An 18,699-nucleotide genomic window follows, 5' to 3' on the forward strand; every position below is an offset into this window, starting at 1 on the left:
GTACTGCGAGTACAAACTCAAGATACAAGTCATGGAGGCATCCGTGGATGCTGGGGCGCCGGGTCGTCTGGCCCGTTTGTGCACGGCGGGAATCCGTTTCCCGCGTCTGGTCGTCGTCGGCTGGTTGGTCGCGGCTGCAGCGGTCACTCTCGGCCTGCCGTCGCTGCCGTCGGTGGTCGAGCGCAGCAGTGCGGCCTTTCTGCCCGAGGACGCGCCGACGTTGACCGCGTTGCACGACATGGACGAGGCGTTCGGCTCGGGGCGCACCGAGTCATTTGCCTACATCGTGTTCCGCAACGAGAACGGCCTGAGCGCGGCTGACACGCTTGCGTATCGCGACCTGGTTCGCACCCTGGGTGCGAACCAGGAGCGGGTCTCCGAAGTGCAGCACTTCGTCGGCAACAAGGACGCGCGGCGACACTTGGTCAGCAAGGACGGCCAGGCGGCCTACCTGGTGGCCGGGCTGACCAGTGGCATCGGATCGCCGGACTCCGAACAGGACATCCACTGGCTGCGAGAACGGGTCGCCGACCTGTCTTTGCCCCGTGGCAGCAGCGCGTATGTGACCGGGGACCCAGCGATGATCACCGACCTGACCACCGAGGTGAACGAGGCCTCGGTACGGATCACGGTGGTCTCCGGGCTGCTGCTGGTCATCATCTTGTTGATCATCTACCGCCGCGTCACCACTGTACTGGTTTCCCTGGTATCGATCGGGGTGGCACTGGCGTGCGCGCGGGGAGTGCTGGCATGGGCCGGGATGCAAGGAATGTCGCTGTCGACCTACACCGACGCGTTCGTAACCGCCATCGTGCTCGGCGCTGGCACTGACTACTGCGTGTTCTTGATCAGCAGATTCCGCGAGGCATACGGGCGCGGAGTCGACGCGCTGCCGGCCGTCGAGGAGGCAGCCACCAGAGTAGGACCGGCGTTGGTGGCGTCCGCCGGAACGGTCATCCTCGCCGCGATATGTCTGGGATTCACCAAGCTGGCCATCTTCTCCACCACCGGACCGCCGATGGCGATCTGCGTCGCGGTCACCGTTGCGGTGAGTCTGACCTTCACGCCCGCGCTGATGGTCTGGTTCGGCCCCAGGATCGGGCCGGCGCGCACGCCAGCACCGACGTCGGCGTGGTCACGCGTCGGCCGCCTCGTGGCGCGCCGACCGGTCCGGGTGCTTGTTGCCGGTACCGCCGTGTTGGTTGTGCTTGCCGCGTTCCTTCCGACGATGGTGATCTCCTACGACCAGCGGAACTCCCAGCCGCCCGACACGCCGAGCAACAAGGGGTTGGCGGTGCTGGAGGACCACTTCCCTCGCAACGAGACCCTCCCGGACTACCTGCTGCTGGAGTCCACACATGACATGCGCAATTCGAAGGATCTGGCAGTCCTCAACGAGGTCAGCCGAGCCGTGGCCAAGGTCGATGGTGTTTCCAGCGTCCGGAGCATCACCCAGCCGGCAGGTGAGCCACTAGAACCAGCGTCGATCGCGCGACAGCTCAAGCGCCTCGCCACCGGGCTGGGTCGGGCCAGCGATGGCTTGGAGGAGGGTCAGCCCGATCTCGAACGCCTCTCCTCGGGCAGCGCCCAGCTAGCCGACGCGATCAGCCGGGTGGCCGACGGCGCCGGCCGCGCCCAAGGCGGCGCCGACCGACTTGCGAACGGAACCAGCGATCTCGCCAACGGTCTCGGCCGCGCTACCGAGGGCACGCGTGACGCAGCGCACGGCGCCCGCCAGTTGCAGACCGGCGCTGCCGCCTTGGCCACAGGCATCCAAACCGCTCACGACCAAGTCACCGTGGTCGTGAGTAGCATCGGCCTGATCGTCCAGGCACTCGACCGCGACCTGCTGTGCACCACAGACCCGATCTGCCGCAGGTCCAGGGAAGGACTTGCCGACATCCACCGCGGCATGAAGGATGAACTCCTCCCAGGACTGCAGGAGGCAGCCAACGGAGCGAACTTGATCGCCCGCAAACAAGGAAGCCTCGCCGATGGCCTCAACGATCTCGCCTCCGGGTTGAGCCAGGCCGAGCGGGGTGCCGACCGGATCACCGAAGGACAGCGCCTTCTGCGCGCGCGTCTAGGGCAGATGGCGGACGGCACCTCCCAGATCGCTGAGAACGCCGAGGCCTTTGCGCCGGGGATCAAGGACCTCATCCGCCAGACCAAGGAACTCGCCCAGAACCTGGAGACCTCTGAGTCCTACCTGCGCACGGTCAACCGTCAGGCCGACACACCAGAGGCTGGTGGCTTCTACCTGCCCGCGAGCGCCCTAGACGACCAGCGCTTCGCCTACGCCCGCAGCGTATTCCTGAGCCCCGATGGCCGCGTTGCCCGCATCCAGGTAACCGGTGACTCAGATCCTCTTAGCCCGGATGGGCTGCGCCGCTTCGAAGAATCCCAGGCAGCCGCTGAAAACGCGTTGAATCGGACACGTCTCGAAGGCGCAACCGTCAGCGGCACCGGGGCCGCTGGACTCGGCGCCGACCTGAACCGCTATCTGTACGAAGACGCGAAACTCGTGCTCGCGGCGGTGCTTCTGATCGTCCTGCTCCTCCTCATCATCGCCCTGCGCTCCCTGGCCGCGCCGCTATACCTGCTCGCCTCTGTAGCGCTATCCTGCGCCGCGGCCCTTGGCCTGACAACACTGGTCTTCCAAGGCATCCTTGGCCACGACATCCAGTTTGCCGTCCCAGTGATCACGTTCGTGCTGCTCGTCGCCGTTGGCGCCGACTACAACATCCTGCTCATGAGCCGAATGCGCGAGAACGGCACCACCCTGACTCGAGGCGCCGTTGCCGAAGCAGTGACCCTGACCGGCCCGGTGATCACATCCGCAGGAATCATCTTTGCGAGCACCTTCATCGCGCTGCTCACCTCTCCCGTGGTCACGCTTGTCGAGACTGGTTTCGCCGTCGCAGCCGGACTGCTGCTCGATACCTTCGTAGTCCGCAGCCTCATCGTTCCCGCCTGTGCCGCCCTGCTTGAGGACCACAACTGGTGGCCTGCCCGCCAGATCCGGAACCCTGGGCTTAAGGGAACACAGATCAGAAAAGCCAGCTCGGCCTAGTACATACGTTCATGCATGCATGTACGCTTCGGGCATGAAGGTAGCTACGCGACGACCGCGAAAACAAGCCGAACGCTCGGCCACCACCCGACGCGCGCTGTTGGACGCGACCATCGCCTGCCTTGCCGACCTGGGATATGCCGGCACCACCAGTGTCGCCGTGGCGGAGCGAGCCGGGCTGTCCCGCGGGGCCCAACTGCACCACTTCGGAACCCGTGACCAACTCGTGGTAGCCGCCGTCGAGCACTTAGCGCAAGAACGCATGCGCAGGGTGCGGACGGAGATGTCTCGGATCGCACCACAAGGGGCCCAACTCCAGAAGTTGACGACGGTCACCCAGGAACGCGAAGCGGCGTTGGGTTTGCTAGCTGAGGCCCTGTCCGGACCGTTGTACGCGGCCAGTCTCGAGCTCTGGGTGGCCGCGCGCTCAGACCCCGGCTTGCGTAAGGAGCTGGTCCCAGCCGAGGAGCGTGTCAACGCGGAGCTCGCTGAGATCTGTCGCACCTATATCAGCGACGACCCGATCGAAGTGCGCTTGACCTTGGACCTTGTCCTCGGACGGGGTGTCGCACGGCTGTTGACGCCACATCCCGATCGGCAAGCAGAACTGCTCACCGCCTGGGCACGCCTTCTGAACGGCAGCACCCGTGGCTGACCTTCAAGCACTCATGACTGCGTTGCAGCAAAGAATCGGCCCCCATCCAGATGGCGCGCACCTGCCGGCCCACCACGAGCAATGCCTGGGCTGCGGCGTTGACAACCCTCATGGCCATCACTTAAGCGTGCATCGCGAAGGCGATCTCGTGGTGGCCACCCACATCTTCGACGATCGCCACGTGGGCGCACCCGGCATCGCGCACGGCGGCGCGGTCGCCACCGTCCTTGACGACCTCTACGGCTTCCTGCTCTACCTGGTCGGAGAACCAGCTGTCACTCGCCAACTGGTGGTCGAATACCTCGCGCCGGTCCTGATCGGGACGACATACCGACTCGAGGCCCGGGTAGATCGGCGCGAGGGCCGTAAGCTGTTCGTGAACGCCAAGGTGACCGCACTCGACGGGCGAACCGCCGCCACATCGACGGCTGTGTTCGTTACAGTCGACGCCGAGCACTTCGCTCAGGCACGCCCGAGCTCCGCTATCTGAGGCGATCCACAACGCTAGCCAATGCCCCTGTGGCATGGCCAGGCTGGATGAGAAGACCCTCGCCCGCACTCGGCGCGTTGCACCACGCGGGCTATGAGCGGGGAGCGCACGAGGGCACCGCGGCGGTGACCAGCGGGCGGAAGGTACCGGGAGACGCCCGCCTGACTGTCGGTATATGACAATCGGATCCTTCGATCGGGTTCCTGCCCACGGATCCGCGGTCAGTCATGGGCGAAGGTGATGTTAGGCAGGATCTTCCGCAGCGAGGCGGGGGTGTACCAGGCGGCCTTGCCGGTAAGGCGAAGCATGACCGGTAGGAGGACGAGCCGGACGAGGAAGGCGTCGAGGAGGACGGCGAGGCCGAGGACGACGCCCATTTCTTTGGGCGGGATGGGGCCGGAGAGGGCGAAGGTGAAGAAGACCGCGACCATGACCGCGCCGGCGGCGAAGATGACCCGGCCGGAGTGGGCAAGTGAGCCGATCATGGCGTGCTTGGGGTCCCCGGAGCGCTCGTAGTGCTCCTTGGCCGAGGCGAGCAGGAACACGGTGTAGTCCATCGCGATGGCGAAGATCATGGCGAAGAAGAACACCGGCGCCCAGGCGTCGAGGAAGCCCTGTGGTTCGAAGCCGAGCAGGTCGGCGCCGTGTCCCTCCTGGAAGATCAGCCGGGCGACACCGAACGCCGCCGCGGTGGAGAGCAGGCTGGCGAGGGTGCCGAGTAGGGAGATGAGCGGGGCCTGCAGTGCGATGAGGAGCAGCATGAAGCCGAGGACGAGCACGACGCCGATGACCAGCGGGGTGGACTCGTCGAGCTGCGCCTTGAGATCGAGGTTCTCCACGGGGGCGCCCCCGAGGACGGCGGAGTCGGGGAGGTCTGCGCGGAGCCGGTCGACGGTGTCGCTGAGTGCGGGGTCGGAGGGGTCCACGGAGGGAACGGCCTGGATCAGCACCAGTCCACTGTCGTCGGCAGCCGGCATCGGAGGCATGGCAGCGGCGATGCCGGGGTCGTCCTTGAGTGCTGCGCTGGCGGCCGAGGCGTCGGTGTCGTCGGTGATGATCTGCAAAGTACCGGGGGCGCCGGTGCCGAAGGCGTCTTGGACCTGGCTGTAGCCGACTCGGGCAGAAGCGTCCTCGGGCAGCACCTTGATGGAGGGCATGGCGGTCTTCAGGCCGAGGATCGGGGCGGCGAGGGCGAGCAGGATGACCGTGGCGAGGAGGCCCCAGGCAACGGGGCGCTTCCAGAGTCGCTCGCCCCAGGCGGCGAATGCCGAGGAACGGTGCTCACCAGCGCGGGACCAGGGCAGTGCGAGCTTGTTGATTCGGTCGTCGAGGCCGAACAGCACCAGCGGCAGCAGGGTGAGGGTGGCGGCTAGGACGAAGACCACCGAGAGCATGATGCCGCCGGCCATGGAGCGGAAGGAGGGCGAGGGCACCAGCATGACCGCGGACAGCGAGACGAGGACGGTGAGGCCGGAGAGCAGCACGGCCTTGCCTGCGGTGTCCATGGTCTGGGCGATAGCCCACTGTCGGTCTTCGCGGGTGTCGGGGCGGCCGGCGGCGCGGTTAGCCTCGCGGCGTACGGCGCGGGCGGCGCGGTAGCGCACGACCAAGAAGAGGGCGTAGTCGATGCCCAGGGCGAGCGCGAACATCATTGCGAAGTTCATGGCCCAGATGGAGACGGGCACGAGCTCGTTGATCAGCACCAGGGAACCGGCCGAGGCGACAAGGCCGGCCAGGGTGAGGATCAGTGGGAGTCCGGCGGCCACGAGGGCGCCGAAGGCGAGTACCAAGATGGCCAGGGTGACCGGCCAGGACATGAACTCCGACTTCAGCATGGCGTCGAGGTTGGCCTCGTTGAAGTCGCTCCATAGCAGCGAGGACCCAGTTGGGTTGACCTCGACGGTGTCGGTGGAGAGGTTTTGAAGTTCGGCCTTGAGGTCGGTGGCGACGCGGACCATCTCGTTGGTGTCGGCGCCTGCGCCGGCCAGAACGATCGCGGTGGAGCCGTCCTGGGAGAGGGTGGCTCCCGGCGTGGGTGCGAGGACGTCGGCGATGCGCGGTTCGGCCTCGAGGATGTCGGTGACCTCGGCGAGGACCTGCTGGCCCTCACCTTCGGTGACCGGTCCGTCGGTGGAGCGGACTACGACCTGGATGGCGGATGAGGCGTTGCCGCCGAAGTGTTCTCGTGCGAGTTCGCGAGCCTGCACAGACTCTGAGCCGTTGGCCTGCCAGCCGGCACCGGAGAGGTTGTGCTCGACCTGAGGGGCGAAGGCGCCGAGGCCGACGATGGTCAACAGCCAGACCACGGTGACGAGTTTGGCGTGTTCGGTGACCCAGATCCCCAGACGTCCCAAGGGGCCGGCGGTGGTAGGTGGCGGGGTTGAGGGCCCGGCCGTGGGGCTGGAGGCCGTGGTGGTGCTCATGCAGGTTCCGTTCCGTGTGTGATGGACAAGCTTGGATACGTGAGACTTGGGATACGCGGACTTGAATGCGTGGGGCCGGGTTCAGGCGAGCGCGGGCAGCGCCTGGGTCGCGGTGTAGATGGCGACGCCGAGGACCAGGACGGTGAATGCCGCCTGGAGCCGGCCGGTGTCGACCCGGTCGGCCAGTCGTGCTCCGGCCACGGCTGCCGCCGCGGAGACCGCGGTCAAGACGATGACGGCCGTCCAGTCCGGCTGGACACCGGAACCGGATCGGACGGCGAGGGCGGCGGCGCTGGTGATGGTGATGACGACCAGCGAGGTGCCTGCGGCGTACTCGATGGGAAGCGCGAGCGCCAACAGGAGTGCTGGGACGACCAAGAAGCCGCCGCCGACGCCGAGGAACCCGGTCAGGGCGCCGACGATCGTGGCGGTGCCCAGTACCTTCAGCGCCCGGGGGCACTGGCAGGCGAAGGTCGGGCTGAACGTGATGATCGGGTCATCTAGGGCGGGGCGGGCGGCATGCCCCGCGGCACTGTCCTGACTGTCCTGGCTGCTCTGACTGTCCTGACCGTGACGTATCTGACGCCACGCCAGGATCACACCGACCAGCAGCATCAGGGCAGCGAAGGCGGCCAGCAAGAGATCCTCAGGGACGCGGGAAGATGCCGCCGCTCCCAGCACCGCTCCGCCGGTGGCGACCAGCCCGAAGACGAACCCGCGGCCGAGCAGCACGTTGCCTTCCCGGTGGGCAGCGGCGGCCCCGATCAGGGAGGTGAGGCCGACCACGACCAGCGATCCAGTGGTCGCCTGGGCGGGTGACTGGTCGAGCAGGTAGATCAGCACCGGTACGGCCAGGATCGATCCGCCACCTCCGAGCGCCCCCAAGGAGAGCCCGATGAGCGCACCGGCGGCTGCGGCGAGGAGCAGGGTCATCTCAGGCGTGGGACCCGTCGGGGTCTTCCCCGGGGGTGACCATGTGCAGGCCGACCTTTTCTGCGTTCTCGAATGAGTCGTGAATCGCGACCGGGGTGCGGTCTGCGGCAGCGATGAAGGAGGCAGCGATCGAGGAGCGGTAGCCGCTGGCACAGTGCACCCACACCTCACCGGCCGGTATCTCCTCGAGGCGGTAGGGCACCTCGTGGATCGGGATGTTGAGGGCCCCGGCGATCGCGGTTCCCTCGTGCTCATCGGTGCGGCGCACGTCGAGCACGACCACCTCGCGGTGATGGCGCACCTGCGCCAGGTCGGCGAAGGTGGCAGTGGGGAAGCTGCCGAGCTCTGCATCGGCCCAGTTCTGCGGACCGCCGGTGGCGTGGGCGGCCGGTCGGTCGATGCCGATACGAACCAGCTCGCGCTGAGCGGTGGCGACGTCCTCGGCGGTCTCCCCGAGCAGGGTCACCGGGGTGCCCCACTCGATGAGCCAGCCCAGATAGGTCGAGAAGGCGCCGTCGAGACCGAAGTTGAACGTGCCTGGGGCGTGCCCGGCAGCGAAGGCCTTGCGGTTGCGAAGGTCGAGGACCCACTCGCCCGCCTCGATACGGCGGCGCAGCTCTGTCGCATCGGCTTCTCGAATAGGGGAAAGGTCCGGTGCGTCTGGGCCGGCGGCGTTGGCGGGGCCCATGTGCACGTAGTAGGCCGGCCATGCACCCAGCCCGTCCAGCAGCTCGCGGACGTAGGTCTCCTCATCCTGAGTCAGCACGGGGTTGGACCGCTTCTCCTGTCCGATGGTGGAGGCGGTGGCGTCGGACTGGGTCGCGGAGCAGAACGAGCCGAACCCATGGGTCGGGTAGACCTCGGCGTCGTCGGGCAGCTCAGCGGCGAGCTTGTGGGCGGAGGCGTGCTGGTGGCGCACGAGCTCGCCTGTGTGCTCCTCACCGAGCAGGTCCGGTCTGCCGGTGGCGCCGTAAAGCAGGGAGCCACCGGTGAACACGGCGTACGGCTCCTCCCCGTCAGGCCCATCGAGAGAGAGGGCGTAGGAGAGGTGGGTGAAGGTGTGGCCGGGAGTGGCGATCGCCCGGACCCGCATCCGCGAGCCCACCTCGACGGCTTGACCATCGGTGATCGAGGTGCGGTCGAAGGAGACCTCGTCCTCGCCATTGACCAGATACGCCGCGCCGGTGGCCCGTGCGAGCGCCAGGCCGCCGGTGACGTAGTCGTTGTGGATGTGGGTCTCGAAGACGTGGGTCAGCCGGACCTCGTCGGCCTCCAGCACTTCCAGCACCCGGTCGATGTCGCGCTGCGGGTCGATGACGAGGGCGATCTCGCCGTCGTGCACGACGTAGGTGCGGTCGCCCAGGGAGGGGGTCTCCAGAGTGCGTACGGTCACGCCTGTGACCGGGCGCTGCTGCGCTTCCCCCGTCGCCGAAGCAGGGGCGACGGACTCGTTGTTCCCGGATGCAGTGTTCGTGATGTTCGAGGGCTCGTTCATGGTTCGCCTCACTTCTGGGTCGATCGCCCGGAGCGGATCCAGGCGCTGGTTCCGCCGGCGACGTTCGTCGCGTCGTAGCCGGCTGCGGTCAGAACCTCGGTCATCGCGCGGCTGCGGTTGCCCGAGGCGCACACCAAGTGCACTGGACGTTTGCGGTCGATCTCACCGAGCCGGGTCGTCAGCTGACTCATTGGGATGTTGACCGCGCCGGGGACGTGGCCACGGCGGTACTCGGCGGGCTCTCGCACGTCGATCAGGGTCGCGCCCTGCTCGAGGGCCGAGGCAAGGTGCTCGACGGTGGTCTCACGCATGAAAGGGAACTCCTTGGGCGAATCGGCTCGTGGCTGCCACTTCAATCTAACCCCCCGGGGGGTTACGATTCGAGCGTAACAGAACCCCCATGGGGGATGTACAGTTGATGGTGCAGACCACTCACCCATGCAGTGATCGGTACCCGGGAGGGAACGGCCCATGACGAAGTACACGCTCCAGATCACGGTGAACCACCCCTACGAGGAGGCGGTCGAGGCGGTGCGCGGCGAGCTTGCCGCCGCCGGGTTCGGCATCCTCACCGAGATTGACCTCAAGGCAACGCTGAAGGCCAAGCTCGACGTCGATGTCGCCCCGCAGGTCATCCTGGGCGCGTGTCGCCCCCAGCTGGCCCACCAGGCACTTCAAGCCGAACCGTCCATCGCCGCCCTGCTGCCCTGCAACGTGGTCGTGCGTGCCCTCGACGACACAACCACGGTCGTCGAGGCCTTCGACCCCGACGCGATGATGTCTATCGCCGGCCAGGCCGGCGACACACTCCGCACTGTCGCGACCGACGCACGGCAGCGCCTGACTGCGGCCCTGGCCGCCCTGGAGAACAACTGATGGACCTCGAACCCACCGAGATCAAAGCGATCATCACCCGAATGAAGCGCGCGAACGGACACCTCGCCAGCGTCATCCGGATGATGGAGGAAGGCTCCGACTGCGAGTCGGTGCTGACCCAGTTGGCCGCTGTCAACAAGGCCCTCTCCCGCGCCGGCTACGCCATCGTTGCCACCGGACTGCAGCAGTGCCTCGAACAGAGCGAGGAAGGGCTGGAGGACGTGGACGTCAAGAAGATGGAGAAGCTGTTCCTCGCCCTCGCCTGAGCAAGGCCGACGACCAACGTCGAGACCAGATGCCGGCCTCCGGCTCGAGCCACCAACAGCCGGTTCGATGACCTCCTCAACGACGGACGATGACTCAGCCGTTTGCACCGTCTCGACCATTTGAGGTCATCGGACTCGTTCGAGACCGACAGTCCGGCCGCGCTGGCCACTCGGGCCACGCGGTTTGTATCGATAAGCAGCCGTGCTGCGTCTACCGATACAAACCCACCACCATTGGAGGACTGATGAAACTCAACATGGGACGCGCAGACCGCTCCATCCGCCTGTTCGTCATCGCGCCGGTACTCGTTGTCGCGGGGATCATCCTTGGCCCGCTCGGTGCACTGTCACTCATCTTCTACGCGCTCGCGGCGGTCATGGCCGCAACCTCCGCGGTCGGCACCTGTCCGCTGTATCTGCCGTTCGGGATCCGCACCCTCGGCCGCGCAGGACGCTCGCCCTCGGCCCCCACCGCGGCGGGTGAATCTCGCCGTTGAGTTCAGACCTCCTCGACCAGCTGGTTGCGGAACTCCCGCGGCTTGGGGCCTACGCCTGGTCGGTCACCGGTGACCGTCACAGAGCCGAGGACCTGGCGCAGGAGACACTCGCCCGTGCTCTTGAACGTCGCGAGACCTACCGGCACGAAGCGCCTCTGGGAGCGTGGCTGCGCGGCATCCTCCACAACCTCGCCATCGATCAGGGGCGCCGCCAGCGGGAAACGCCCCGCGAGGACGTCGCAGCCTTGGCCGATGCGGCCTGGCGCGACGACAGCTGGACCGTGGACGCCGCGGTTGTGATCGAGCGCGCAGAGTCAGCCGACGAGCTGCGCGACGCATTGTTGGCCCTCCCCTTCATCTACCGGTCCGCGGTCGTGCTCCACGACATGGAAGGCCTCACCGTGCCCGTGATCGCCTCGATCCAGTCCATCTCCCTGGCTGCCGCCAAGCAACGTCTGCGTCGCGGACGGATGATGCTGGTCACCGCCTTGGCAGAGCTGAAGTCTCGCCCCCTGGATCAACTGCCGTTGCGCTGTTGGGACGCTCGCTCCCAAGTCAGCGCCTACATCGACAACGAACTCTCGGCCGCGAAACGCCCACGGCTAGAAGCGCACCTCGCCAGCTGCCCGACCTGCCCTCCGATCTACGCCAGCTTGGTCGGTGTCACCGCTGCCCTAGGCGCGCTCGCCGACGAGGCCGCACTAGGTTCGAACCAGGTCCAACGGGTCCGTGAAGCGCTGCAGCGGCAACGCAAGGATCGGGCCGACGCATGATCTGCCCCTGGGGTCTGGTTCGCGGACCCCTTGCAGAGGGAATACGGATGTACGTACATTTGCATCGACGGTACGTGGACCTTCCACCTAAGGCAGGGCCCACCATCACGAAGCTCCTGTGCAGGAGGCGACATGCGGGGAAATGGCGGCCAGCGGTCCACCGGCCCTGCCCGGGCTGTTGACCGCCAAAGCCCGATGCCGCTATGGGCTCAGGTCAAGGACGATGTCGAGCGACGCCTACGTCGAGGTGAGTTCAACGAGTCGTTCCCGGGTGAGATGGTGCTGGTCCAGGAGTACGCGGTCAGCCGACACACGGTGCGCGAGGCGCTTCGTCGGCTGCGTGAGAGCGGCCTTGTCGATGCCGCCCGTGGCCGAACACCGAAGGTCGCAAACACTGAGATCACTCAGCCCCAAGGCACCTTGTACAGCCTGTTCGCCTCCGTCGAAGCGTCAGGACGTCGCCAGCACAGCATCGTGCGCACACTCGACGCGCGCGCTGACGCGACCGTGGCCACCAGGCTCGGAGTCGAGGAATCAACGCCTCTGATCTACCTGGAACGGATTCGCCTTATCGATGAGGAACCGCTCGCGATGGACCGCGTGTGGCTGCCCGCTCGGCTGGCTGCGCCGCTGCTCGAAGCAGACCTCACCCAAACCTCCCTTTACGAGGCGCTCGACCGTCGGTGCAATCTTCGGCTGACCGGTGGCCGAGAAGAGGTCCGCGCTGTGGTGCCGACCTCGGCAGAGCGAGTCCTGCTCGGGATCCCCGATAACACCGCGGCACTCTCGATCGACCGGACCGGCGAACTGCGAGGGCAGCCCATCGAGTGGCGTCGGACCATCGTGCGAGGCGACCGCTTCAGCCTGGTCACCGACTTCACCCGCCCTGACCAAGTCTCGGTCACGGTTTCTGACCGCCGCCATTCCATGACCTCCTAATGCACGCCGACCTAATGCACGCCGACGAGATCAACACCAGCAAGCAGACGATCGACGGCATATACCTGCCATGCGCCTTCGACCGGTGAGGAGCTGAACATGACCACTACCACCCCTCGCACCAGCCAGGCGTTGAAACCCAAAACTCCGCGCACGCCGTTGGGCCGCCAACTGGTCCGCATACTCACGACCACGGATCACAAGCTGATCGGCAAGATGTACCTGGTCACGTCGTTCGTCTGGTTCCTCGGCGGCGGCGTGATGGCGCTGCTGATGCGTTCGGAGCTGGCGTTCCCGGGTCAGCAGGTCGTCAACGACGAGCTGTTCAACCAGCTGTTCACGATGCACGGCACGATCATGCTGCTGCTCTTCGCTACACCGCTGTTTATCGGCTTCGCCAACGTGATCATGCCGCTGCAGATCGGCGCGCCCGACGTCGCCTTCCCGCGGCTCAACATGTTCAGCTACTGGCTCTACCTCTTCGGTGGCCTGATCGCGGCCAGCGGCTTCCTCACCCCGACCGGCGCGGCCGACTTCGGCTGGTTCGCCTACACACCGCTCTCCAGCGCGCAATACTCGCCGGGCGTCGGTGGCGACCTGTGGATCATGGGCCTCTACATGAGCGGTCTGGGCACCATCCTCGGCTCGGTCAACTTCATCACCACGATCATCGCCATGCGCGCGCCGGGCATGACCATGTTCCGGATGCCGATCTTCACCTGGAACGTGTTGGTCACCGCACTGCTCGTGCTGATCGCGTTCCCGATCCTTGCCGCGGCGCTGCTGATGCTCGAGTCCGACCGACAGTTCGGCACCCACGTCTTCGACACCGCCCATGGCGGACCGATCCTGTGGCAACACCTGTTCTGGTTCTTCGGTCACCCCGAGGTCTACATCATCGCGCTGCCGTTCTTCGGGATCATCTCCGAGATCCTCCCGGTCTTCAGCCGCAAGCCGATCTTCGGCTACGTCGGTCTGGTGGCCGCGACCCTCGGCATCGGAGTCCTCTCGGTGGCGGTGTGGGCGCACCACATGTTCGTGACCGGTGCGGTCAACCTTCCGTTCTTCTCCGGGATGAGCTTCCTGATCGCGGTGCCGACAGGCGTGAAGTTCTTCAACTGGATCGGCACGATGTGGGGCGGGTCGGTCAGCTTCGACACCCCGATGCTGTGGTCGATCGGCTTCCTGACGACCTTCCTCTTCGGTGGTCTGACCGGCATCATCCTGGCGAGCCCGCCGCTCGACTTCCAGGTCTCCGACTCCTACTTCGTGGTCGCCCACTTCCATTACACGGTCTTCGGGACCGTCGTGTTCGCAATGTTCGCCGGGTTCTACTTCTGGTGGCCGAAGATGACCGGCCGGATGCTCGACGAGCGCCTCGGCAAGGTCCACTTCTGGCTGCTGTTCGTCGGCTTCCACACCACCTTCCTGGTCCAGCACTGGCTCGGCGTCGACGGCATGCAGCGACGCATCGCCGACTACCTGCCCAGCGACGGATTCACCTTCCTGAACCAGGTCTCAACCATGGGCGCGTTCCTGCTGAGCCTGTCGATGCTGCCCTTCTTCTACAACCTCTACATCTCCCGCAAGGCACCGCTGGTGACCGTGGACGACCCCTGGGGCTGGGGCCGCTCGCTGGAGTGGGCAACAGCCTGCCCCGCGCCGCGCCACAACTTCACCTCCATCCCGAAGATCCGCTCGGAGTCCCCGGCCTTCGACCTCCACCACCCCGAGATCGCCGCGCTGGAGACGAAGCAGCCCGCCCAGGCCGCACACGACGGCGAGCGCCGGTGAGGAAGAGCAGCAAGAAGGTGGGCTGACCGATCCGCCCACCTTCGTATCCTCCCGGAATTCCCACAAGTCGCGCTGCTGATCGTCCCGCTGTCGTTGCTGCGAATATGCCCCGACTGAGGCTGAAGGCCAACGTTCGGCCGATCGCCCATCTTCAGGACTGGCACCCGTTGACAGCGACCAAGCTGCCTACGCAGAACGGAACACGCCGAAGCGAGGCCTGACCTTCAGCAATCGCCATCGTGCCCGTGCGGCCGCCGCGTTCTCCTGAAGGCGATCCAGCCTGCTGCGGCGGCCACAATGGTCAAGACCAGCCAGGCTGGGATGTGCTCGGTCCACTCAGAGATCTTCTGCTGGGCGATGAACTCCAGGTCGGTTAGGTCGCCGAAGCCGAGTGCCCCAGTCAGCCCGGCTGTCCCGTCGTAGCGGAGGAACAGCGCACCTATCGCCACGAACAGCAACCCCGACGCCAGGTTAGTGGTGTGGACGGTGAAGATCCCCCAGTGCCACGACCGGCCGCGCAGCCACTTCTTGTGACCGAGGTCAAACCGATCCCACAGCAAGGCGAGCACGAATACCGGCATCGCCATGCCTAAGGCGTAGACGGCCAGCAGGACCCCGCCGTGCCAGGGCGAACCCTGCGTAGCGGCGACGGTGAGAATGGCGCCCAGGACAGGGCCGGAGCAGAATCCGGCCAGTCCATAGACAGCCCCGAGCAGGGCCGTCGAGACCCATCCGGTGCCGCCGCGTCGAGCCACGGCGTTGTTGAGCCGTTGCGCGAACGGGAGTGTGAACCCGCGGCCGAGGAGCTGCATGACTCCGAACCCGATGATCAGCCAGCCCGCGACGCTGATCAGCGTCGCGCGGTGTCCATAAAAGAAGGTACTGGCAGCGCCGGCGCCGGTGCCAAGCGGGACCAAGGTGGCACACAGGCCGAGGTAGAAGACGGAGGTGCGTCCCAGCAACGCCCGCGTCGTGCCGAACGCATAGGCGAAAAAGGACGGCACCAGAAGTGCGCTGCACGGCGAGAGCAGTGCGAGGACGCCGGCTGCCAGTGCCGCGATCAGGCTCACTTCTGTCATGAGCCGTCTGCGTCCGTCTCCTCCGCGGCCTTCTCGATAGCCTGCTCGAAGACTTCGGTGGGCTGGGCGCCGATGACCGGCACGCCGTTGATGATGAAGGCAGGCGTCCCGGTCACCCCGATCGCCTGGCCTTCGGCGAGGTCCTGCTTGATCGCATCCTTTGTGCCGCGAGCGACCATGTCCTTGCGGAATTCGTTGGTGTCCAGGTCGAGGTCGTCGGCAATCGAGACCAGGTAGTCCTCTGTCAGCTTTCCGCTGTTAGGCGGCAGCTGGTTGTCGTACATGAGCTTGCTGAACTCCCAAAACTTGCCCTGGGCAGCCGCCGCGCGGCCAGCCTGGGCAGCCGTAGTCGACTCAGGCCCGAGGTAGGGGAAATCTCGCCACTCGATGCGCAGCACCCCGGAGTCGACGTACTTCTCGACGAGGATCGGCTCCGTGTCTCGGGCGTACTTGCCGCAGAACGGGCACTGGAACTCGGAGTAGGAGATCATCACGACCGGTGCATCCACATCGCCGAGCGCCATCGGGTCGCCCTCCTCGCCCCTGACCAGCTGCGCCCAAGCGTCGTCGAGAGCATGGCCCTCGGCCTGGGCGCCCGCCGCACCTGTCCCGCTCTCCGCCGCTGTTGGCCCGTCGCTCCCCTCGCCTCGGGAGGTGACGAGAGTAAGGACCACCGCAACAAGGGCTACCGCGGCGACTACTAGCGGGACGATGGGGCTCTTGCGGGTCGCGGACGCATCAGGCATGAGAACTACCTCCAGAGACAGGGGTCTCGGTGTCAATAGACGGGGCGTGGTCGTTGGACGGGGCGTGGTCGGTGTTGAGGGTGTTGGTGGTGACCGGGCAGGACAGCTCTCCTTTGAGCCGCACATGCAAGGCCCACAGCAGGAGCACCACGGCGAGCAACTGCAGGAACGGTTGGACGGGCTCGAACCAGGTGAGGGCTCCCGCGCTCCCGAGCAGCAACAGCACCAGCTTGTTGCAGACCGGGCAGCCGACGGCGAAGTACGTCAGCAGTCCGCCGACCCAGCCCCGGCGACGTCCCTGATCCTCGATGGCGCTAGGAGCGTCAACATAGGTTGCAACGAGCAGTCCCCCGAGAAGCGAGGAAGTCGCGAGCGCCGGCCAGGACCACCAGGTCGGCGCGATCTCCCTGCCGAACAGCGGGTTGGGGACCAAGTCAGTTGGAATCGCCACGAGAACCGTGAAGACCAGCGCGGCGCCGGCAGCAACTAGCCACCTGCGTCGCGACCAGTTCAGAGGCCCACGCCACGCGCGACGCCATCCGCCGACCTGACCGAGCTCCGTCCCGCCTCGAGCGCGGTTCACACTGACACCTCGCCGTTCTCAACCTCACGGTTCTCGACCAAGCCGGTCTCGACCGGGTGCCCGTGAGTGCGCCACTCCAGCATGCCGTCCTCGAGCCGACGTGCGGCAACTCCGCTGGCGGCGAGAAGGCGCACCGCGTCATGGGCCATCACGCAGAAGCTGCCTCGGCAGTACGTCACGACCTGCTGTGCCTTCCGAAGTAGCTTGGCATCGTCGGGCAGGGCAGACAGCGGCACACTGACGGCGCCAGGGATGTGCCCGGCCCGGTACTCCTCGCAGGGCCGGACATCGAGAAGCGTGACCTGCTCGTTGCGCATCAACTCCACCAGTTCTTCTCGTGAGAGCGTCCCGACCTCACTGTCGCCGGGAAGGCCCAGATAGGCGGCACGTGCTCGGTCGACGTCGGCTGAGCGGTGAAGAGCCACCGTACGAAGCCGGTCATACACATCCGCCACGTCATCTCCAGCCAGCCGGTAGTACACCTTGGTTCCCTCGCGCCGGGTCGCGACCAGATTGGCCAGCTTGAGCACTTGCAGGTGTGCCGAGACACTGGTCAGCCCCATGTCCGCAGTCCGGGCCAAGGACTCCACCGTTCGCTCGCCCTGCGCGAGCAGATCCATCAGCTCCAGTCGCCGCGGGCTCCCCAGAGCTTTGCCCACCACGGCCAGCCCATCGAAAAGCGCCCGGCGCCGCTCAATCGCTGCCACGCTCGCGGGTGAAGGTGGCCGCTCGGCGGCGGTCACCGGGACGCCTCATGGGCTGTAGACGTGCGGGGAAGCCTGCGCCCACACCAGAAAGCCGTCTCGTCTCGGGCCACATCCCCGCAGACCAGATCTCCGCCGAAGTCTTCGACCACGCCGTTCGACACAGCCGCGAAGCCCGGCCGCAGCTCAGGGGCGGACATAGGCCCAGCCCTCGCGCTGGCGCACCACCAGATGCGCAATCCCCGACTCCACCACACTGACGCCCGACAGCAGCCGATCGCGAGCAACTCCGTGACGCTGCATGGTGTTGCCGCATGCGTCCACGCGCACCCCTCGAGAGATCAAACCTAGAACTTCTTCCGAGACCGGAGAGCCGGTAGTCACCGCGGACAACCCGGCAGCGTGGGCGACCAGCTCGATCGAACACCTGGGTTCGAGTGCTGCCAGAAGGTTCTCGATGTTTCGCACCACCATCGTCATCTTGTCCCTTTCGCCCTCGGCGAGCTGGACGACAACCCCATCCGCAACCTCATGCCCTGCGCGCACAGTCCCTCCTCCAACGACCTTTATCCATGGATTTTTGGAGAATGTACAGGTGTCGAGAGACGAACCCAAGTCACCCGAGCGCACCGAGCGTGATCCTGGGTCTCTTGTCGGATCGATGTGGTGCCACAGGCCGGCCCGGCGCGAAGGTCGCCGCTCGGCCCGCTGACGGAGATCACGGACATCACGCGTAGGTGCGTATCTCGAGGCCTTTGAGGGGGTACTGGGGCGGCTCGAAAGGAACCCTAGGAGGGGATGTCCCGTGTCCACCGATGCCCAGTCTGCCAACGCGATGACCGAGCCGCGAAGCCTGATGACACCGGGAATCGTCCTCGGCGTTGGGGCTGGCGGGTTCGTTGACGGGATCCTGTTGCACCAGTTGCTGCAGTGGCATCACATGTTGACCTCCACGAACACCGACAACGTCGGTATCCGCTACTACCCAGAAACCACCGTGCACGGCCTGCAGATGAACACCGTGTGGGACGGTCTCTTCCACACCTTCACCTGGGTCATGGTCCTGCTCGGGATCGCCCTGCTCTACTCCCGTGTCCAGCACTCCCGAGGCAGGGTGTGGGTCGCCCGAGCCCTGTGGGGCTGGATCCTTGTCGGATGGGGCGTATTCAACCTGGTCGAAGGAATCATCGACCATCACATACTTGGAATCCACCACGTGCGCAGCGGAGACAACCAGATGGCGTGGGACCTGGCCTTCCTCGCTCTCGGGGTGCTCCTGGTGATCGCAGGATGGCTGCTGCAACGCGGCGCCAGCTACACCGACGCCACGAAGTCGCCGAACCGCCCCACCACCACCCGCTCCTGAGGTCGCC

19 protein-coding genes are annotated in these 18,699 nt (G+C 66.2%); 10 read left to right on the forward strand and 9 right to left on the reverse strand.

Annotation, left to right across the window (positions count from 1 at the left end):
• The first annotated feature begins 31 nt into the window (after nt 1-31).
• The 3 genes from ACFVDI_RS06275 to ACFVDI_RS06285 are packed head-to-tail and all read left to right on the forward strand — an operon-like array spanning nt 32 to nt 4,218.
• A complete protein-coding gene (locus tag ACFVDI_RS06275) occupies nt 32-3,073 on the forward strand; it encodes an MMPL family transporter (RefSeq protein ID WP_141782166.1) in 3,042 nt (1,013 codons plus the stop codon).
• A gap of 34 nt (nt 3,074-3,107) precedes the next feature.
• Nucleotides 3,108-3,728 (forward strand): TetR/AcrR family transcriptional regulator, encoded by a 621-nt coding sequence (locus ACFVDI_RS06280; protein ID WP_170225267.1) that lies wholly within the window; start codon nt 3,108-3,110, stop codon nt 3,726-3,728.
• A 13-nt stretch (nt 3,729-3,741) separates the two neighbouring features.
• Nucleotides 3,742-4,218: a PaaI family thioesterase gene (locus ACFVDI_RS06285; RefSeq protein WP_008362722.1), complete on the forward strand. Its 477-nt coding sequence runs from the start codon at nt 3,742-3,744 to the stop codon at nt 4,216-4,218.
• A 221-nt stretch (nt 4,219-4,439) separates the two neighbouring features.
• Here the strand turns inward: ACFVDI_RS06285 and ACFVDI_RS06290 are convergent, their stop codons facing one another.
• The 4 genes from ACFVDI_RS06290 to ACFVDI_RS06305 form a co-directional block, all read right to left on the reverse strand.
• Entirely contained in the window at nt 4,440-6,641 is a 2,202-nt protein-coding gene (locus ACFVDI_RS06290; protein WP_008362723.1) for an MMPL family transporter, read from the reverse strand.
• Between the two features lie 81 nt (nt 6,642-6,722).
• On the reverse strand, nt 6,723-7,574 hold the full coding sequence (locus ACFVDI_RS06295) for a sulfite exporter TauE/SafE family protein (RefSeq protein ID WP_008362724.1): 852 nt from the start codon (nt 7,572-7,574) through the stop codon (nt 6,723-6,725).
• Between the two features lies 1 nt (nt 7,575).
• On the reverse strand, nt 7,576-9,069 hold the full coding sequence (locus ACFVDI_RS06300) for a rhodanese-like domain-containing protein (protein ID WP_008362725.1): 1,494 nt from the start codon (nt 9,067-9,069) through the stop codon (nt 7,576-7,578).
• 8 nt (nt 9,070-9,077) lie between these two features.
• The gene (locus ACFVDI_RS06305) at nt 9,078-9,380 is read right to left on the reverse strand and encodes a rhodanese-like domain-containing protein (protein WP_008362726.1); all 303 of its coding nucleotides are present in this window, start codon (nt 9,378-9,380) and stop codon (nt 9,078-9,080) included.
• 160 nt (nt 9,381-9,540) lie between these two features.
• Between ACFVDI_RS06305 and ACFVDI_RS06310 the strand changes: the two genes are divergently transcribed.
• The 6 genes from ACFVDI_RS06310 (at nt 9,541) to ctaD (ending at nt 14,214) form a co-directional block, all read left to right on the forward strand.
• Nucleotides 9,541-9,945 (forward strand): DUF302 domain-containing protein, encoded by a 405-nt coding sequence (locus ACFVDI_RS06310; RefSeq protein ID WP_008362729.1) that lies wholly within the window; start codon nt 9,541-9,543, stop codon nt 9,943-9,945.
• Entirely contained in the window at nt 9,945-10,211 is a 267-nt protein-coding gene (locus ACFVDI_RS06315; RefSeq protein WP_008362732.1) for a metal-sensitive transcriptional regulator, read from the forward strand. The genes ACFVDI_RS06310 and ACFVDI_RS06315 overlap by 1 nt, the downstream gene beginning before the upstream one ends.
• Before the next feature lie 245 nt (nt 10,212-10,456).
• Nucleotides 10,457-10,708 carry a DUF2892 domain-containing protein gene (locus ACFVDI_RS06320; protein ID WP_008362733.1) on the forward strand — a complete coding sequence of 84 codons (252 nt, stop codon included), beginning with the start codon at nt 10,457-10,459 and terminating at the stop codon, nt 10,706-10,708.
• A complete protein-coding gene (locus ACFVDI_RS06325) occupies nt 10,705-11,481 on the forward strand; it encodes a sigma-70 family RNA polymerase sigma factor (protein ID WP_008362735.1) in 777 nt (258 codons plus the stop codon). Before ACFVDI_RS06320 ends, ACFVDI_RS06325 begins: the two co-directional genes overlap by 4 nt.
• A gap of 132 nt (nt 11,482-11,613) precedes the next feature.
• A complete protein-coding gene (locus tag ACFVDI_RS06330) occupies nt 11,614-12,420 on the forward strand; it encodes a GntR family transcriptional regulator (protein WP_246088255.1) in 807 nt (268 codons plus the stop codon).
• Nucleotides 12,421-12,519: 99 nt separating this feature from the next.
• The gene (gene ctaD / locus ACFVDI_RS06335; RefSeq protein WP_008362739.1) at nt 12,520-14,214 is read left to right on the forward strand and encodes a cytochrome c oxidase subunit I; all 1,695 of its coding nucleotides are present in this window, start codon (nt 12,520-12,522) and stop codon (nt 14,212-14,214) included.
• Between the two features lie 224 nt (nt 14,215-14,438).
• Here the strand turns inward: ctaD and ACFVDI_RS06340 are convergent, their stop codons facing one another.
• From ACFVDI_RS06340 to ACFVDI_RS06360, 5 genes are all read right to left on the reverse strand, one after another.
• Nucleotides 14,439-15,293: a cytochrome c biogenesis CcdA family protein gene (locus ACFVDI_RS06340; RefSeq protein ID WP_008362740.1), complete on the reverse strand. Its 855-nt coding sequence runs from the start codon at nt 15,291-15,293 to the stop codon at nt 14,439-14,441.
• Nucleotides 15,290-15,817: a DsbA family protein gene (locus tag ACFVDI_RS06345; protein WP_211352509.1), complete on the reverse strand. Its 528-nt coding sequence runs from the start codon at nt 15,815-15,817 to the stop codon at nt 15,290-15,292. Before ACFVDI_RS06345 ends, ACFVDI_RS06340 begins: the two co-directional genes overlap by 4 nt.
• A gap of 214 nt (nt 15,818-16,031) precedes the next feature.
• Nucleotides 16,032-16,490: a hypothetical protein gene (locus ACFVDI_RS06350; protein WP_008362743.1), complete on the reverse strand. Its 459-nt coding sequence runs from the start codon at nt 16,488-16,490 to the stop codon at nt 16,032-16,034.
• A gap of 128 nt (nt 16,491-16,618) precedes the next feature.
• Nucleotides 16,619-17,365 (reverse strand): metalloregulator ArsR/SmtB family transcription factor, encoded by a 747-nt coding sequence (locus ACFVDI_RS06355; protein ID WP_246088256.1) that lies wholly within the window; start codon nt 17,363-17,365, stop codon nt 16,619-16,621.
• Between the two features lie 147 nt (nt 17,366-17,512).
• Nucleotides 17,513-17,872 carry a DsrE family protein gene (locus ACFVDI_RS06360; protein WP_008362746.1) on the reverse strand — a complete coding sequence of 120 codons (360 nt, stop codon included), beginning with the start codon at nt 17,870-17,872 and terminating at the stop codon, nt 17,513-17,515.
• Between the two features lie 310 nt (nt 17,873-18,182).
• Here ACFVDI_RS06360 and ACFVDI_RS06365 point away from each other — a divergent pair, with 310 nt between their 5' ends.
• Nucleotides 18,183-18,692 (forward strand): DUF2243 domain-containing protein, encoded by a 510-nt coding sequence (locus tag ACFVDI_RS06365; RefSeq protein WP_246088332.1) that lies wholly within the window; start codon nt 18,183-18,185, stop codon nt 18,690-18,692.
• Nucleotides 18,693-18,699: the final 7 nt, after the last annotated feature.

The sequence above is a fragment of the Nocardioides sp. NPDC057767 genome (genome assembly GCF_042798275.1).
GTDB lineage: Bacteria > Actinomycetota > Actinomycetes > Propionibacteriales > Nocardioidaceae > Nocardioides.

Bases quoted from the DNA above. Each gene is read 5' to 3' on its own strand.
- ACFVDI_RS06365 (WP_246088332.1), top strand. From the start codon at position 18,183: ATGACACCGGGAATCGTCCTCGGCGTTGGGGCTGGCGGGTTCGTTGAC.
- ACFVDI_RS06340 (WP_008362740.1), bottom strand. From the start codon at position 15,293: ATGACAGAAGTGAGCCTGATCGCGGCACTGGCAGCCGGCGTCCTCGCA.
- ACFVDI_RS06290 (WP_008362723.1), bottom strand. From the start codon at position 6,641: ATGAGCACCACCACGGCCTCCAGCCCCACGGCCGGGCCCTCAACCCCG.
- ACFVDI_RS06275 (WP_141782166.1), top strand. From the start codon at position 32: ATGGAGGCATCCGTGGATGCTGGGGCGCCGGGTCGTCTGGCCCGTTTG.
- ACFVDI_RS06310 (WP_008362729.1), top strand. From the start codon at position 9,541: ATGACGAAGTACACGCTCCAGATCACGGTGAACCACCCCTACGAGGAG.
- ACFVDI_RS06330 (WP_246088255.1), top strand. From the start codon at position 11,614: ATGCGGGGAAATGGCGGCCAGCGGTCCACCGGCCCTGCCCGGGCTGTT.
- ACFVDI_RS06345 (WP_211352509.1), bottom strand. From the start codon at position 15,817: ATGGCGCTCGGCGATGTGGATGCACCGGTCGTGATGATCTCCTACTCC.
- ACFVDI_RS06320 (WP_008362733.1), top strand. From the start codon at position 10,457: ATGAAACTCAACATGGGACGCGCAGACCGCTCCATCCGCCTGTTCGTC.
- ACFVDI_RS06305 (WP_008362726.1), bottom strand. From the start codon at position 9,380: ATGCGTGAGACCACCGTCGAGCACCTTGCCTCGGCCCTCGAGCAGGGC.
- ACFVDI_RS06315 (WP_008362732.1), top strand. From the start codon at position 9,945: ATGGACCTCGAACCCACCGAGATCAAAGCGATCATCACCCGAATGAAG.
- ACFVDI_RS06295 (WP_008362724.1), bottom strand. From the start codon at position 7,574: ATGACCCTGCTCCTCGCCGCAGCCGCCGGTGCGCTCATCGGGCTCTCC.
- ACFVDI_RS06300 (WP_008362725.1), bottom strand. From the start codon at position 9,069: ATGAACGAGCCCTCGAACATCACGAACACTGCATCCGGGAACAACGAG.
- ctaD (WP_008362739.1), top strand. From the start codon at position 12,520: ATGACCACTACCACCCCTCGCACCAGCCAGGCGTTGAAACCCAAAACT.
- ACFVDI_RS06280 (WP_170225267.1), top strand. From the start codon at position 3,108: ATGAAGGTAGCTACGCGACGACCGCGAAAACAAGCCGAACGCTCGGCC.
- ACFVDI_RS06285 (WP_008362722.1), top strand. From the start codon at position 3,742: ATGACTGCGTTGCAGCAAAGAATCGGCCCCCATCCAGATGGCGCGCAC.